This is a genomic window from Chryseobacterium gambrini (genome assembly GCF_900156825.1).
GTDB lineage: Bacteria > Bacteroidota > Bacteroidia > Flavobacteriales > Weeksellaceae > Chryseobacterium > Chryseobacterium gambrini.
This window is the reverse complement of the sequence record NZ_FTOV01000005.1, coordinates 306311-322040: the sequence shown is the minus strand read 5'-3', so window position 1 is coordinate 322040 and position 15730 is coordinate 306311. Positions and strand designations below refer to the sequence as shown.

Annotated in this window: 18 protein-coding genes; 6 read left to right on the top strand and 12 right to left on the bottom strand. The window is 36.8% G+C overall.

Features of this window, described 5'->3' with window-relative positions; genetic code table 11:
- The coding region (locus BW951_RS12145; protein WP_139326152.1) for an IS982 family transposase at positions 1–553 on the top strand (553 nt) is incomplete at its 5' end.
- A 12-nt stretch (positions 554–565) separates the two neighbouring features.
- On the opposite strand, the gene BW951_RS12140 is transcribed toward BW951_RS12145, so the two are convergent.
- Complete coding sequence (locus tag BW951_RS12140) at positions 566–919, bottom strand: superinfection immunity protein (RefSeq protein ID WP_084196424.1); 354 nt, start codon at positions 917–919, stop codon at positions 566–568.
- Positions 920–1233: 314 nt separating this feature from the next.
- The gene (locus BW951_RS12135; protein ID WP_076393111.1) at positions 1234–3375 is read right to left on the bottom strand and encodes a M3 family metallopeptidase; all 2142 of its coding nucleotides are present in this window, start codon (positions 3373–3375) and stop codon (positions 1234–1236) included.
- Between the two features lie 58 nt (positions 3376–3433).
- Between BW951_RS12135 and BW951_RS12130 the strand changes: the two genes are divergently transcribed.
- On the top strand, positions 3434–4252 hold the full coding sequence (locus BW951_RS12130) for a GIN domain-containing protein (protein WP_076393109.1): 819 nt from the start codon (positions 3434–3436) through the stop codon (positions 4250–4252).
- 121 nt (positions 4253–4373) lie between these two features.
- Here BW951_RS12130 and BW951_RS12125 read toward each other — a convergent pair whose 3' ends face one another.
- The 5 genes from BW951_RS12125 to BW951_RS12105 form a co-directional block, all read right to left on the bottom strand.
- Entirely contained in the window at positions 4374–6251 is a 1878-nt protein-coding gene (locus BW951_RS12125; protein WP_076393107.1) for a monovalent cation:proton antiporter-2 (CPA2) family protein, read from the bottom strand.
- Positions 6252–6258: 7 nt separating this feature from the next.
- Positions 6259–6780, bottom strand: a complete 522-nt coding sequence (locus BW951_RS12120; protein WP_076393105.1) for an NAD(P)H-dependent oxidoreductase — start codon at positions 6778–6780, stop codon at positions 6259–6261.
- 247 nt (positions 6781–7027) lie between these two features.
- The gene (locus BW951_RS12115) at positions 7028–7846 is read right to left on the bottom strand and encodes a TPM domain-containing protein (RefSeq protein WP_076393103.1); all 819 of its coding nucleotides are present in this window, start codon (positions 7844–7846) and stop codon (positions 7028–7030) included.
- Positions 7827–8258: a TPM domain-containing protein gene (locus tag BW951_RS12110; protein ID WP_076393101.1), complete on the bottom strand. Its 432-nt coding sequence runs from the start codon at positions 8256–8258 to the stop codon at positions 7827–7829. The genes BW951_RS12115 and BW951_RS12110 overlap by 20 nt, the downstream gene beginning before the upstream one ends.
- Positions 8258–8866 (bottom strand): LemA family protein, encoded by a 609-nt coding sequence (locus BW951_RS12105; protein ID WP_076393099.1) that lies wholly within the window; start codon positions 8864–8866, stop codon positions 8258–8260. The genes BW951_RS12110 and BW951_RS12105 overlap by 1 nt, the downstream gene beginning before the upstream one ends.
- 76 nt (positions 8867–8942) lie before the next feature.
- Between BW951_RS12105 and BW951_RS12100 the strand changes: the two genes are divergently transcribed.
- Both BW951_RS12100 and BW951_RS12095 read left to right on the top strand, forming a co-directional pair.
- Positions 8943–9428, top strand: coding sequence for a dihydrofolate reductase (locus BW951_RS12100; RefSeq protein WP_076393097.1), 486 nt, complete (start codon positions 8943–8945; stop codon positions 9426–9428).
- Between the two features lie 101 nt (positions 9429–9529).
- A complete protein-coding gene (locus BW951_RS12095) occupies positions 9530–10099 on the top strand; it encodes a hypothetical protein (RefSeq protein ID WP_076393095.1) in 570 nt (189 codons plus the stop codon).
- Between the two features lie 50 nt (positions 10100–10149).
- On the opposite strand, the gene BW951_RS12090 is transcribed toward BW951_RS12095, so the two are convergent.
- The 5 genes from BW951_RS12090 to BW951_RS12070 form a co-directional block, all read right to left on the bottom strand.
- The gene (locus tag BW951_RS12090; protein ID WP_076393093.1) at positions 10150–10680 is read right to left on the bottom strand and encodes a hypothetical protein; all 531 of its coding nucleotides are present in this window, start codon (positions 10678–10680) and stop codon (positions 10150–10152) included.
- Positions 10681–10683: 3 nt separating this feature from the next.
- Complete coding sequence (locus tag BW951_RS12085; RefSeq protein WP_076393091.1) at positions 10684–11316, bottom strand: trimeric intracellular cation channel family protein; 633 nt, start codon at positions 11314–11316, stop codon at positions 10684–10686.
- Positions 11317–11355: 39 nt separating this feature from the next.
- Complete coding sequence (locus BW951_RS12080) at positions 11356–11718, bottom strand: four helix bundle protein (RefSeq protein WP_076393089.1); 363 nt, start codon at positions 11716–11718, stop codon at positions 11356–11358.
- A 29-nt stretch (positions 11719–11747) separates the two neighbouring features.
- Positions 11748–12212 (bottom strand): pantetheine-phosphate adenylyltransferase, encoded by a 465-nt coding sequence (gene coaD / locus BW951_RS12075; protein WP_076393087.1) that lies wholly within the window; start codon positions 12210–12212, stop codon positions 11748–11750.
- Between the two features lie 93 nt (positions 12213–12305).
- Entirely contained in the window at positions 12306–13292 is a 987-nt protein-coding gene (locus tag BW951_RS12070) for a D-alanine--D-alanine ligase (protein ID WP_076393085.1), read from the bottom strand.
- Positions 13293–13447: 155 nt separating this feature from the next.
- On the opposite strand from BW951_RS12070, the gene BW951_RS12065 reads away from it, so the two are divergent.
- Together BW951_RS12065 and BW951_RS12060 are read left to right on the top strand one after the other, a co-directional pair.
- Positions 13448–14551, top strand: coding sequence for a PASTA domain-containing protein (locus tag BW951_RS12065; RefSeq protein WP_076393083.1), 1104 nt, complete (start codon positions 13448–13450; stop codon positions 14549–14551).
- Between the two features lie 73 nt (positions 14552–14624).
- Positions 14625–15698, top strand: coding sequence for an RluA family pseudouridine synthase (locus BW951_RS12060; protein WP_175608815.1), 1074 nt, complete (start codon positions 14625–14627; stop codon positions 15696–15698).
- Positions 15699–15730: the final 32 nt, after the last annotated feature.

The window sequence follows — 15730 nt, the reverse complement described above, 5'->3', positions numbered from 1 at the left end:
GACGCCAATTAGAGCATGCCATATCAAAAGAGAAAAACAGCACAAAACCTTTAAAAATATTGCCCAAAAAGGACAATGTTCTTTGGGTTGGTTTTACGGATTCAAGCTTCACTTAATCATTAACGATAAGGGCGAAATTTTGGATTTCATCCTTACAACGGGCAATGTAGACGATAGGGAGCCGCTGAAAAGTATGGATCTGCACAAATGGATTTTCGGAAAACTTTTTGGCGATAAAGGCTATATCGGAAAAGACCTGTTTGAACAGCTTTTTATCGACGGTGTTCATTTAATCACAAAAATAAAGAAAAATATGAAGAATTCTCTCATCCTTCTTCAAGACAAAATTATGCTCAGAAAGCGGGCTTTGATAGAGTCTGTCAACGATGAACTTAAGAATATTTGTCAAATAGAACATACCAGACATCGAAGTTTTGATAACTTTGTACTCAATATCCTATCCGCTTTGGCGGCATATTCTTTCTTTGATAAAAAGCCATCAATTAATACCTCTTCAGATATCATTGATGAAGAAAGGTTAATTGCAGCTTAAATCGAACTCACGTTAACTAAGCAATTTATTTTTTTGATCTGTGAACTCTTCATCGGTAAGTACACCTTTGTCGTGAAGTTCTTTTAGCTTAGCCAATTGATCAATGTTAGAATTGTAATTATGCGGATTATTGGAATTGACAATTATTTGTTGATTATTTGATCTGTTTGACAAAGCCCATATTAATGCTCCTACCCAGCCTATTAATGCCCAGCCTAAGAAAAAATTCAATGCAAATATAGAACCTGCATTGGAATGCTTTCTACTGTAAGCAATAAATGTAGGTATAAAATAAATAGGAGTGATGATTAGTAAAATAATTAATATGTGCTGCCACGAAAGGCTTAAAAGAGTTAGAAATTTCATAGAAAAATTAAAGTTTTCATTGGTTAAATAATAGTATCAAATATATTTATTTTTGCTTTTATTGAAGCAAATGTATACGAATATTTTCACTCACCCTAGAAAGTTGGGATCAATAGGAGCGGACTTTAGCACTCTTGAAAAAATAAATTGCTGCCCAAGACTTTAGCCAGATTCATTTATATTTCCCACAAATCATCCGGATTTTCACAGATTTTTTACAAGAAAAGATTTGTGTTATTAGTGAAAAATATTTGCGTCATTCGTGTTTAAATAAAAAGAAAAAAGCATCCAAAATATTGAATGCTTTTAAAAATTTATTTAATAAAACCTCTGTTTCTCAATAAGGGCTTAATATCCGGATCGTGTCCTGTAAAATCTCTGAATGCCTGATTGAGATCCACAGAATTTCCAACAGACAGAATATATTTTCTGAAGCGGTCTCCGTTTTCTCTTGTCAATCCTCCATTTTTAGAAATCCATTCCCAGGCGTCGTTATCCAGAGTTTCAGACCATAAATAAGCATAATATCCCGCAGAATAACCACCGCCCCAAATATGTGCAAAATAAGGCGTATGATATCTCGGCGGTACCGTTGCCAAAGTAAATCCGTGCTTCGCTAAAGATTCTTTTTCAAAATCTAAAACAGGGATTAACTGACTTTCATTGGTTACTGTATGCCAATCCATATCTAATTCAGCCGCAGAAACCAATTCAGTGGTCATATAACCCTGATTGAAAGTTGCCGCTTTTTTAATTTTATCAACCAAAGTTTGCGGAATGGGCTGTTTTGTTTCGTAATGTAAAGCGTAGTTCTTTAAAACAACAGGATCTAAAGCCCAGTGTTCGTTGATCTGTGAAGGGAATTCCACGAAATCTCTCGGTACATTGGTTCCGGAAAGCGAAGGATATTTCTGGCTGGCAAACATCCCGTGAATAGAATGTCCGAATTCATGGAAAATAGTGGAAACATCATCATAACTGATCAAAGAAGGTTTTCCGGGAGCCGGTTTCTGATAATTGTAGCAGTTTACAATTACAGGTTTTGTTCCCAGTAAATAAGACTGCTCTACAAAATTGCTCATCCACGCTCCTCCGTTTTTAGAATCCCTCGTGTAGAAATCCAGATAATAAATGGCAATGGATTTTCCGTCATGATCGAAAACTTCATACGTAACCACATCCGGATGATAAACCGGAAGATCCGTTCTCTTTTTGAAAGTTAATCCATAGAATTTTTCCGCAGCGAAGAACACGCCCTTCTCCAAAACGGTTGTAATTTCAAAATAAGGCTTTATTTCACTTTCATCAAGATCAAATTTTGCCTTTCTTACCTGTTCAGCATAAAAATTCCAGTCCCATGGTTCAACCTTGAAACCTCCTTTCTGCTGATCGATCAGATCCTGAATGTCTTTTGCCTCACGTCTTGCCGTTTCTACCGCGGGAGTCGCAATCTGATTCATTAATTTTGTTGCAGCTTCCGGCGTTTTTGCCATCTGATCCTGCAATTTCCATTCTGCGAAGCTTTTTTTGCCTAAAACCTGAGCTTTTTTCAGTCTTAATTTCGCTAATTTTTCAATGGTTTCTCTTGTATCATTTCCATCTCCTTTTTCAGCTCTTGTCCATGATGCTTTGAAGAGTTTTTCTCTCGTTGCTCTGTTTTTAAGATTCTGTAAAAGAGGTTGTTGTGTTGTGTTTTGTAATGCTAAAAGATACTGTCCCGGTTTTCCGGCATTTTTAGCATCAGAAGCTGCCGCAGCAATTTCATCGGCGGAAAGTCCTTCAAGTTCTTTTGCATCAGTAAAGAAAACACCTCCCTGCTTTCTCGCTTCAAGCAATTTGTTGGAATATTGCGTAGACAGTGAAGCCAGTTCCTGATTGATCTGCTTTAGTTTCTCTTTATCCGCAGAAGAAAGATTCGCTCCTGCAATTTCAAAATTCTGCTTGTAATATTGTAATAATCTTTTGCTTTCAGCGTCTAAGCCATTCTCAGAAATCGCTTTTATTCTTTTATAAAGATTTTCATTCAGATACATTTTATCAGAATGGGCTGCAAAGATCGGAGCATATTCTTCATCAAGAGCCTGTAAAGTCGGGTTTGTATTGGCGCTGGTAAGATTAGAGAATACAATGGTTGCTCTTTTCAGAACTTCACCGCTTTTTTCCAGAGCTACGATGGTGTTTTCAAACGTTGGTGCTTCAGAATTGTTGGCAATTTTTAAAATTTCAGCGTCGTGCTGTTTCAAGCCAAAATCAAAAGCGGGTTTAAAATGTTCATTTTTAATTTTGTCAAATTCAGGAGCTTCATACTGAAGTTTGCTTTTTTTCATGAAAGGATTCGATGAAAGCGATGCGTCCGGAGCTGGAACTTCCTGTTGGTTATCGGTGTTTTTCATTGTTGTACATGATTGGTTGAATGCTAATGCAGAAATTAATAATACCGATGTAATATTTTTCATAAATTAGTTGTTAATAAGGTATAAAGATACTTAAAACTTAATTCATAAAATAATAAACATGAAATCACAGACTATTTTTCTTTTTTCAGTTGTTGCACTTCTGGCTTCTTGCGATAAAAATGACCGACATCATAACGGGAACGATCAGAAAAACTGGGTGGAAAAGGTGACCACGAAAGACAACGGACCGATGAGTCATAAAGAAGTGACGGGCGATTTCGATGAAATCGAAGTTTCACAGGCAATAGAAGCTGAAATTATAAAAGCTGATTTTGAAAAGGTCGTAATTTCTGCTCCCAAAAATATTATCGACGAGGTTTTGGTGGATAACAACGGAGGAGAGCTTCATATCCATTACAAACCGGGAATCCGTGTGATGAATACGCACAATGTTTCTGCGAGAATTTATACGAAAGATTTTTCAAAATTAAATGCCAATTCTGCAGCCAGCGTTAAAGTGAAGGATAAATTTGTGCAGGATAAAATGGAACTTGAAGTTTCGAGTTCTGCAGCGGTTTCCGGAGATCTTGAAGCGAATACATTTAATATTTCCATAGACAGCAGCGGAAGTTTCGACGGAAAAATCTGGGCGGTAGATCTTGATGTGGATGCTTCATCCGCTGCAAGTGTGGATCTTTCCGGAAAATCTAAAAGCGGCAAAATCAGTGGTTCATCGGGAAGCAGTATTTCTGCAAAAGATGTTATTATCCAAAATCTGAAAGCAGAATCTTCCAGTGGTGCAAGTGTAGACATCAGTGCGTCTTCAACCATCAATGCAGAAGCGTCTTCTGGAGGAAGTCTTACGATTTATAAGAAAGGAAACGTTACCAGTATTACCAAAGACGAAAGCAGCGGCGGAAGCGTAACTATTCAGTAATGTAATGCTTTGCTGAATGAAATGCCATTGCGAATGGAAAATTAAACGTTTGAGATAAAATCTTTGCGGTCATAGCGTTAAAATGATGACTGATTTGCTTATTTAAATCAAATGTAAGCTATTAATTTTCATCTTCATCCTCTTCGTCGTTTGAAGAATCTTCCCATTGCTGATTATCAAAATTAAGATTATCATACGCCAGTAATTCCTCCTCTCGCAGGAGGATTTCTTTTGTGGTAAAAAGATGGATTTCATCATCATGATCCGATTTGGCTAATTTTCGGATGGAAGCTTTATCGATGGTCATGAATCTTTGTCCAAGACGTCTCGCTGCGTATTTCCTCATTCCGGTTGCATGAAGAACGTCGACTGCCATATCTACGGCGGTTCCCAGAGTTTCACGGTAGATATTATGAATTCCGCTGTTTAAATATTCATAAGAATCTATTCTGTTTTTGGCACGTACAAAGATTTTTACCTGAGGATAATTTTCTCTTACGATATCGGCAACAAATTTATTGTCTTCGGGATCATCAAGACACAGAACAAGAATTTCGGCATCTTCAATTCCTGCTGCGCGTAAGGTAGGAATTTTTGTGGCATCTCCGTAATACACCTTAAAACCGTAGCTTCTCAATAATTTCACACGGTCAGAATCTCGATCCAAAACCGTAGCCGGAATTTTATTGGCTTTTAAAAGCCTTCCTACCGTACTTCCGAAATGTCCGAATCCTACAATGATGATTTTCTTTTGCTGAATATTACCGTCCAGAATATTAAAATCATTATCGGGATCAGGAACTTCTTTTATGAATCTCGGAGTAATAAGTTTATCATTAATAATTAATAGAAACGGTGTGATGCACATGGTAATTGCTGTTACAGCCATCATCTGCGCATTCAGTTCAGAAGGCAAAAGATACAGACTTGAAGCATAATTAATCAGTACAAAAGCAAATTCTCCTACCTGCGAAAGGGCAAAAGCATAAAACAGGCTCTGTGGAGTATCTATTTTGAAAAATTTTCCGATAAGAAATAAAACGACAAATTTTATGGCTAAAACTGCGAAAACGGTGGTGAAAATAAAAGTAGGATCTTTCTGAATGACGTTAAAATTCATCGTGGAACCCACACTTACAAAAAATACGGCAAGCAGTAATCCTTTGAAGGGATCAATCTGTGCTTCCAGTTCGTGGCGGAATTCGCTGTTGGCTAACATGACTCCTGCAAGGAAAGCTCCTAAAGCGGGAGATAAGCCAATAGCAACCATGAGTTCTGAAACTCCGATGACCAAAAATAGGGAAGAGGCTGTTAAAAGCTCCGACATTCCGGATTTTGAAACATACCTTAAAAAAGGAACAAAAACATACCGCCCCAGTAAAATTAAAATAACCACTCCCAAAATAACGGTCGCGAACTGCATCCATTCCGGAAGAGTCTGTATAAGCACCTGAATTTCGTTATCGTGATGTCTGGATTTGTAATTGGCAATTAAAGGAAGAATCGCCAAAATAGGAATCACCGCAATATCCTGAAACAGCAACGTGGAAAATGAAGCTTCTCCGGCTAATGTTTTTAAATTGTTTTTTTCCTGTAATGTCTGCAGCACAATTGCCGTAGATGACAACGCAAAACACATGGCAACGGCTATGGCTTTATCAATCTTCCAGCCTGCCCAGATAAATACGAGAAATAGCAGTGAAATCGTTAAAAGCATCTGCGTTAAGCCGAGTCCGACAATTTTCTTCCGCATATCCCAGAATTTTCGGGGTTCAAGCTCTAGACCGACTAAAAACAAAAGCATGATGACCCCAAATTCACTGGCGTGCATAATGTCGTTAACATCTTTTCCCGTTAATTTTAAAACATAAGGACCAATGATAATTCCGCCTGCAATATACCCAATGACAGAACTCAGCCCGAATTTTCTTGCCAGCGGAACCATAATGATGGCTACGCCTAAGAAAATAAGTGTGTTCATTGCTAAGCTTGTTTCCATAAAATTTTTATTGGTTGAGAAGTTCTACAAACTGCTGTTTGTGTACGATAATTTCTTTTTTTGAGAGCTTGTTGGCTTCGTAAACGATTTTGATATTTTTGATGTTTGCCTTAAAAACATTCAGCGATACGATAAGTCCGCTGATCAGCTCCTCTACGGTAAACTGATAGGTTCCTTCTTTGCTGAACGATCTTTCTTTTCCGCCTGTGGTTACCAGAATGTAAACCTCTTTTCCCTCCAAAGGATTGTGATGATCTTCTTTAAGCCAGTCGCGGTCGAAAACTTCATCAATCCAGAGTTTTAACAAAGGCGGCATTCCGAACCAGATAAGCGGAAACTGGAAAATAAAGCGGTCGTAATTTTTTATTCTTTTTCTTTCCCTGAAAGCGGCAATATGAAAATTAGGATACTCTTCATAAATATCCCGAAGCGTAAAATGCTGATGACGAACATAGAAATTAATGAGCTCTGCATTCGAGTTGGAATGCTCTAAATAAGGATGCGCAAAAACTACCAACGTCTTCTTCATAAACCTGTTTTACGTAAATATAATGAAAAATTTTTGAAGTAAAGAAGGGTTTTGTAGCAGTTTAATAATTTTTTAATAGTAAAAAGGATACTTTTGATAATATAAATGGAATAAATGATTTTGATTTTTAACGTATTAAAATTTTATAAAGCTGATAAATAAAAAAATCGATCAAAATGACCGATTTTTTATTGTATATGTTTATTTCAATTTAAAAACTGAGTAAATTTAAAGCAGGAATAAAATTCTACCATCCTCCTGAAGCACCACCGCCTCCGAAACTTCCGCCTCCTCCGAAGCCGCCAAAACCGCCTCCTCCGCCGCCGGAACTTCCACCACCAAATCCACCGCCGCCAAAGCTGCCCGGAAAAGGGAAAAATCCACCCGGATAATTTCTGCGACCTCTTCTGGAAAGTATTACATCGTCATCATCATAATTTCCTCCGCCTTTTCCTCCTCCTTTGTTTCCGAAAAGGATGGCAATAATGATGAAGATAACAAATGCAATGATGATAATTTTAAAAATACTTCCGTCTCCGTCTCCGCTTTCACGGTTGTTCAAAGGTTTAAATTTCCCCTGAACCGCTTCCATAATTGCAGAAGTACCGCCGTTAATGCCTTCGTACCACTCGCCTTGCTTAAAATGGGGGGTAACAATATAGTCTAAGATCTGTCCTGCAACAGATGCAGTAAGATATTGTTCCACGGCTCTTCCCTGTTGGATAGACATTGTGTGATCTTCCGTTGCAATAAGAAAAACGATTCCGTTATCCACATCTTTTTTTCCGATCCCCCATTTCTCTCCAAACATGGTTGCCAGAAAATTAATATCTTCTCCTTTTGTGGAAGGAATAATAACCACTTCAATCTCTGTAGAGGTAGAATCTGCAAATGCGATCAGTTTTTTATTAAGCGCATCTTTTTCCTCCTGCTTCAGAAGATTGGCATCGTCATAAACAGGATACAGAACGTCTGGTTTTGGGGGAATAGTATATTGTGCCGATACAAAAGTGTAAAAGCATACCAGTAAAAATGAAAAAACTATTTTAAGAGAACGTAATTTCATTAGGAAGTTCGTTGTGGTTTTCTCCTTTTACAGGAAAATATTTTTTTAGTTCCAAGCCAGTTTCCAGAATTCCGCTTTTTAAAGCCTGATAATAATTTCCTTTGGCAAATTCAGACGTAATATAGTCGTGCAGATGATCCCAGTAAGACTGGCTTACTTTTGCATGAATTCCGGTATCTCCGATGATGGTAAGGTATTTCTGTTCGAAATTGACATGAAAAAGCACCGCATTTTTTTCTTTGGTTTTATTCAGACATAACTCTTCAAAAACTTTGAAAGCAATTTTTGCATTGTCTTCATCTGTATTGGAATCGATATGCACTCTGATCTCGCCGGTAGAATGCTCTTCTGCTGACTGAATAGCTTCCACAAGGGAAGCTATCTGCTGATTTGTTAAGAAACTGGTTGCCATTATTCTGAGAATACTTCAGGTGCCTTTTCTGCTCCTGCTTCCGCTTTAAAATAAGGTTTTTCTTTAAAGTTGGTGAAGTTCGCCAGAATATTATTCGGAAAAGTTTTAATAGATGTGTTGTACTTTTTAGCTGCATCATTGTAATAAACAGTTTCTGTTCTGATGCTGTTTTCTATCGCAACATACTCTTTTTGGAAATTAATGTATTGTTGATCTGCTTTTAAATTAGGATAAGATTCCACCACTGCCATCAATCTGCTTAAAGCTCCGGATAATTCTCCCTGTGCAGCCTGAAATTTAGCAATATCCTGCTCAGTCATATTGGTAGGATCAATGTTGATGGAAGTTGCTTTAGAACGTGCTTCAACAACTTTCGTTAAGGTTTCCTGCTCGAATTTGGAATAAGATTTTACCGTTCTTTCAAGATTCGGGATAAGATTTGCTCTTTTCTGATAAACTGTTTCTACGTTAGACCATTTTGCATTAACCGTCTGTTCTTTGTCTACAAAGCTGTTGTAGCCGTTTTTGCCCCAGAAGAAAATAACTGCGACAATAATAAGAAGAGCGATACCAATAGTTCCTGCGCTCAGACAACCTTTATTTTTCATAGTTTGAATTTTTTTAATATGTTTTGTGCTAACCAAATATACAAATTATGTGCTAATTTTGTAAAAATTTATTTTAATGACAACAATTGTGGTGGCAATGGGAGAGAAGAACGAAATTGGTTTTGAAAATCAGTTGCTTTGGCATCTTCCGAAAGATCTGAAACACTTTAAAGAAATCACTTCGGGGCATCCGGTGATCATGGGAAGAAAGACATATGAAAGTATCGGGAAACCACTTCCCAACCGTACCAATATTGTTGTGTCCAGAAAAACCGATTGGTTCGAAGAAGGAATTTTAATCGTCGGAAGCATTAAAGAAGCCGTAAAATTTGCTAAAAAAATAGATGAAGATGTTTTCATCATCGGAGGCGGTAAAATCTATGAACAGACTATGGATGTTGTTGATAAACTGGAAGTAACTTTGGTAAAAGCAGATCTTGAAGCAGATACTTTCTTTCCAAAGATTGATCCAAGGATCTGGAAAAAAACAGACGAAATCTGCCATGAAAAAGACGAAAAAAACCAGTATGATTTTTGTTTTCAAACGTTCGAAAGAGTTTAATGTTTAAAGTTCTCAGTTCAGAATTCGATACAAAACTTTAGACTCTGAACCTTAAACTTTGAATCTTAAATTTCTTATCTTTGCACTTCTAAAATTTAATAATGAATAAATACATAAAAATTGCAGTTGCAGCAGTTCTTATTCTTTTAGGACTATGGATGATTATTTTCACAAGAGAGAAAGGTTGGGGAATTGTAGTTTTCCTTTTGGCAGGAGCTCCTATTCTGCTTTTCTTTAAAAATGAATATATTCTTTTGGCTTTCTGGCAATTAAGAAAGCAAAACATGGAAAAAGCAGGAGAGTGGCTTAAAAATATCACAGATTACAAAAACCAGCTTCATAAAACGCAGTATGGATATTTTCACTATTTAATGGGATTAACTCAAGCTCAGGATCATCCTACAAAAGTGGAACCTTTCATGAAAAAAGCTTTGGAATATGGTCTTAACATGAAGCATGACAGAGCTATGGCAACTTTAAATCTTGCAGCAGCAGCAATTTCTAAAGGAAGAAAACAGGAAGGGCAGAAACTTCTGGACGAAGCAAAACGATTAGACAGTGCAGGAATGATGACCGACCAGATTAAAATGATGAAGGAGCAACTGAAAATGCCAACGATGCAGAAACATATGCATAACCCGAATATGAGAAACAGAGGTAAATTCTTTTAATGAATAACTCCAGTAAAAATAACAAAAGCATCTAATTTTTTAGGTGCTTTTTATTTTGCGAATTTAGGAGGTGGTGGTTTTGGTGATTTGAAGAATGTATCATTAGGATAAATTTTCTTACGGAGTAATCCGAAACGATCTAATTTTTCAAGATTATCTCGCAGACCATCACTGTAAAAAGATTTTGCTTGGGCTTTGTTTTTATAATGAATGCTTACAATTGCAGAATTTGTTTCCGTTTTTGGTTTATTTTCTTTGGATAAATATTTAAAATAATTCTCAAAGCTCAATTGATTTTTATTGCTTACATGGTAAACTATTTTGGGTAATGTCTGTTCTCTTTTTTCAAATGAACTTATTTCCGAATAGGTCTGAAGAAATACAGTATCTTTTTGTTTGATAAAAGTATACAATTCATGAGATAAAAATAGACAGGCTGAATGATTTACACTTACTTCAATAGTATCGCCATTTTTCATTTTGTCTGAAAATTGATATAAATCTTTTTCTAAATCAAAATTACTCTCATGCTGACAAGAGAGAAACAATGAGAAAATCAAAAAAGAAATGCATTTTTTCATACATTACATCTCAGAGTTATTCTCATACCCGTAAAATTTCGGGATCTGCCAATGATATTTCACGGCTAAAGTTCTTATGGAAACAATTAGTAGAATAGTGAAAATCTGAACGATAGTATACGTTAAAGTCGTAAATTTTGTCAATAGTAAAAAAGCGGAACCTCCCACAATACAGGCGGTTGCATAAATTTCTTTCCTGAAAATTAAAGGAATTCTGTTGAGCAATATATCCCGGATGATTCCACCGAAACAACCTGTAATTGTTCCCAATCCGATACAGATTAATGGATGAATATCTGCATTTAACCCCTTCTGAACGCCAATAATCGTAAACAATCCCAGTCCGAAACTGTCAAAAATAAATAAAGTAACCCGAAAGTTTTTTTCAAAAGATTTAAAAATCATGGTGAAAATACTGGTCAGGATAATCAATGCGCACGTAAGCAAATCATGCATCCAGAAAACAGGAATATCAAGCAGAAGATCTCTTACGGTTCCACCGCCAACAGAAGTTACAAAAGCAATAATCAGCACGCCGAAAGGATCGAGCCGCTTTTGCATCGCCGCAAAACTTCCCGACATCGAAAATGATATCGTTCCCAAAACTTCTATGGCAAAATTGAACTGTTCGTGCATGTTTTATGGGTAATGAGTAATTGGTAATAAGTAATATGATTATAGTGTTGTATTTTGAGATAATTTGAATTTATAAGCAGTCATTACTTTTACCAATTCATCACATTCTGATCTTAAATTTGAGATTTTTCCGGGATCTAAATATTCCAGCTCATCAATTATTTCTAACCAGAACTGAGTTTCATCAATTTCTTCTACAACAATGCAAATTTTAGCAAATCTTTCCTTTTCGGATCTTGCTCTCGCAACTGCTCTGTAATTAGCAGCTACAGAAGTTGCTGATCTTATAATTTGTTTTCTTATTACTGAAAGATCATCAGAATAAGGTAATGGTGATAACGATTTAATAATCGAAATCGAAAAATCTTTAGTTCGATCTCTAAATAACTGATTAAAATCCATAGTTGTAAAAATTACTCATTACCCATTACTTATAATTGCACTCTCACCGAATCCGGAACCAAAAGCTCATATTCTCCGCCGTGATTGATGATTTCTCTTACAATGCTACTGCTGATAAAAGACTTTCCTGAAGACGTTAACAAAAATACCGTTTCCAGTTTTTTGTGAGCTAAAGTTCTGTTGGTGTGGGCAATTGCTTTTTCAAACTCAAAATCGGCAGGATTTCGTAAGCCTCTGATGATGTACTGTGCATTTTTTTCAAAGCAGTAATCAACGGTTAAACCTTCAAAATAATCTACTTCCACGTTTGGGAATTCCGCAACGGAATTCTGGATGAATTCCATTCTTTTTTCCAGCGGAAACATATATTTTTTCTGGGAATTCTGCCCGATCGCAATTATCAGTTTATCAAAAAGCGGAGCCGCTCTTTCTATAATATCATAATGTCCTAAAGTAATCGGATCGAATGACCCCGGAAAAACAGCAATTTTCATGCGTATAAAAGTTATAAGTTATAAATTATGAATGATGAGGGTAGAAATGTAGAGTGATAAACTTGCAGCTTCTATCCTCAATCTTCCATCCTTTTAATTTTTTTGTAAAGCTTTTTCAACCTCGTTTCCACAAAGATCTGTAATAGAAATTCCGTAGATTTTTGCCTGCTGCGGAAGAATACTTGCAGGAGAAAATCCGGGGTTCGTATTCATTTCCAGCATATAAGGAATTCCGTCCATCAGAATATATTCACTTCTTGAAAAACCACTCATCCCAAGAGAATTGTAAGCTCTTTTTGCGATTTCTTCTACGCGGATTCTTGTTTCATCATCGATTCTTGCAGGCGTAATTTCCTCAGAAGCCCCTTCGTATTTGGCTTCATAATCGAAAAATTCGTTGGTAGGAACGATTTCTGTAATTCCCAGAACAATTGTTTCTCCCTTATAATCGATTACTCCTACGGAAACTTCCATTCCGTCAAGAAAACTTTCAATTAAAATTTCATCATCTTCTTTGAATGCAATTTCGGTTGCAGCAAGGAATTCAGCCTTTTCTTTCACTTTAGAAATTCCCAAAGATGATCCCGACTGATTGGGTTTAACAAAAACAGGCAAGCCAAGAGTTTCTATAATCTCATCAACCTTAATTTCTTCTCCTTTTCTTAAATAAACACTCTTCGCAGAAGGAATTCCGTATTTTGAAAGTACCGCTAAAGTATCTTTTTTATTGAATGTTAAAGCACTCTGATAAAAATCGCATCCCGTATATTTCTGTCCGATCGCGTCCCAGTACGCCTGAAGAATTCCGTTTTCGCCCGGTGTTCCGTGGATGATATTAAAACATACATCAAATTTCAATGGGGCATTGTTATCTAAAGTCACAGAAAAATCGCCTCTGTTTATGGGAAACTTCTGCTCATTTTCGCCTAAAAAATACCATTCATCTTTCAGGATAACTACTTTATATACATCGTAAAGATTTCTGTCTAAAGAATCGTAGATTAATTGTCCGCTTTTCAATGATACAACATATTCGTCTGAATAGCCTCCCATCACTACGGCAACTTGTTTTTTGCTCATTTTTGTTTAGTATCAATTAAGGCAAATTTAATGATTTTATACAACGCGTAAACCTAAAACCTGAAATTTTAAAATCAAAAGTGAAATGTGTTAAATTAAAAGCACATTCTAAAATTATTAGTTATATTTGCTGTCTAATTATAGTCATTTTAAGTATGCTTAAATCACTTTTCAATTGGAAAGTTTTACTGAACTTAGTCGTAGCCATCGGTGTTTTTGTGGGGTTGGTTTGGCTTACGTTTCGTTGGTTAGAATATCATACCAATCATGGTCAGGAAATTCCCGTTCCAAATATCGTTAACAAATCTGTACAGGAAGCCATCAAAATATTGGATGATTCGGGATTGGAATATGAAGTGGACAGTTTTAATTATGATCCTAAATACAGACCTTTTCAGGTTTTACAGGTGTATCCCGTTCCGGGTTCCCGTGTAAAAGACGGAAGAGCAATTCAGTTAAGAGTAAATCCAAGAACCTGGGCTAAAGTTGAAGTTCCTGATGTAATCAATAAATATTCAGGTCTTGCTTTCCAGCGTCTGGAACAGGTGGGTCTGAAGGTCGGAGATACCATCTATGAGCCAAGCATTCAGAAAGATGCTGTGATCCGTATATTATTTAACGGAAATGAAGTAAAACCGAAAACAAAACTGGCAAGATTCTCTACGGTGGATGTCGTGATAGGTTCCGGACCAATGAGAAACATTGCGATTCCTAATGTTGTAGGATTAACGGTGAAAGAAGCGAGACAGGTCATTGCAAGAAGCATGTTTGAAGTAGGTCTTGTGGATCATGAAGACGGAAGCAAGGACGAATCCGATGTTATCTATTATCAGGATCCTGCAGCCGGAGATGTCCGGGATCAGGGAATGCAGATCGACCTTTGGGCGAGTAAAAGAACCCTTGCTGAATTGAGCGCTAAAATAGAACAGCTGAATTCTACCTACAGAATGAAAGTAGATACCGCTTTGCCTCCGATTCAGTATCAGGAAATGCCAGTTCGTCAGGAACCTTCACAGGACGTTCCGCCACCACCTGTAACTCCGAGAAGAGAAAATCCTAAACCGTCCACAGATGCGGTAAAGACAGATGCTTCTAAAGCTACTGTAAAGCCCGCTACATCGGTAACTGAAAATAAACCAAAGACTACTGCTTCCAATACAGGTAGTAGTTCTGGTAATACATCAGCGAATAAACCTGTTGCGACAACTCCTGCAAAACCTGCAGAAAAGCCAAAAGCTAAAAAGATGGTTATAGAATAAAACGATAATTATTATAAAAAATACAGGCTTCAACTTTCATTATGTTGAAGCCTTTTGTATAAAAGATAAAACAATGGCAGAAGATAACGAAGATTTTTTGGACGAAGAATTATTAGATCAGAACAGTATCGATAATCTTGATATTGATGAGGAAAATAAAGGATTGTATGAGCATCTTAATATCACGGTAGATAAAAGTCAGGAACCCTTGAGAATCGACAAGTTTTTGTTGATTTTCCGTCAGAATTCTTCCAGAAATAAAATTTCACAGACCTGCAGAGCGGGAAATGTTATTGTGAATGGTGTTGCGGTAAAACAGAATTACCGTGTAAAACCCGGAGACCAGATTTCTGTACTTTTGGCACATCCTCCGAGGGAAAATGTTATCATTCCGCAAAATATTCCTATCAATATTGTATACGAAGATGATGATCTTATCGTTGTAGATAAAGATCCGGGAATGGTAGTACATCCGGGATTCGGAAACTGGGACGGAACCTTGGTAAATGCTTTGGCATATCATTTCGAGCAGAATGGCGAAAAATCTGATCTCGACAGGGTAGGGCTGGTTCACAGAATTGATAAAGACACCTCCGGATTACTGGTTGTTGCAAAAAACGAATATGCGCTGAGCTTTTTGGCAAAACAATTTTTCGACAGAAAAACGAAAAGGTTATATTGGGCATTTGTTTGGGGCAATGTGCAGGATGATGCGGGTACAATAAAGGGGCATATCGGGCGTCACCCGAAAAACAGAATGCAGATGCATACGTATGAAGACGGAAGCCAGGGAAAGCATGCCGTAACGCATTACAAGATTTTAGAAAGATTTAAATACATGACCTGGGTAGAATGTAAGCTGGAGACGGGAAGAACCCATCAGATCAGAGCACATTTCAAACATATCGGTCATACACTGTTTAATGATGAAAGATATGAAGGACATACGCCTCTCCGTGGAGTGAATCTTCCTAAGTATAAGCAGTTTATAAAAAATGTGTTCGAAATTTTGCCCAGACACGCGCTTCATGCCCATACTTTAGGATTTATACATCCCACTACCAAGAAGGAATTATATTTTGAAAGCCCAATGCCGAAAGATATGGCGGATGCTGTAAAAAAATGGAGAAATTATTTAGAAAACTAAAAATATATTGAGAATTTTTTTATATTTGTTGA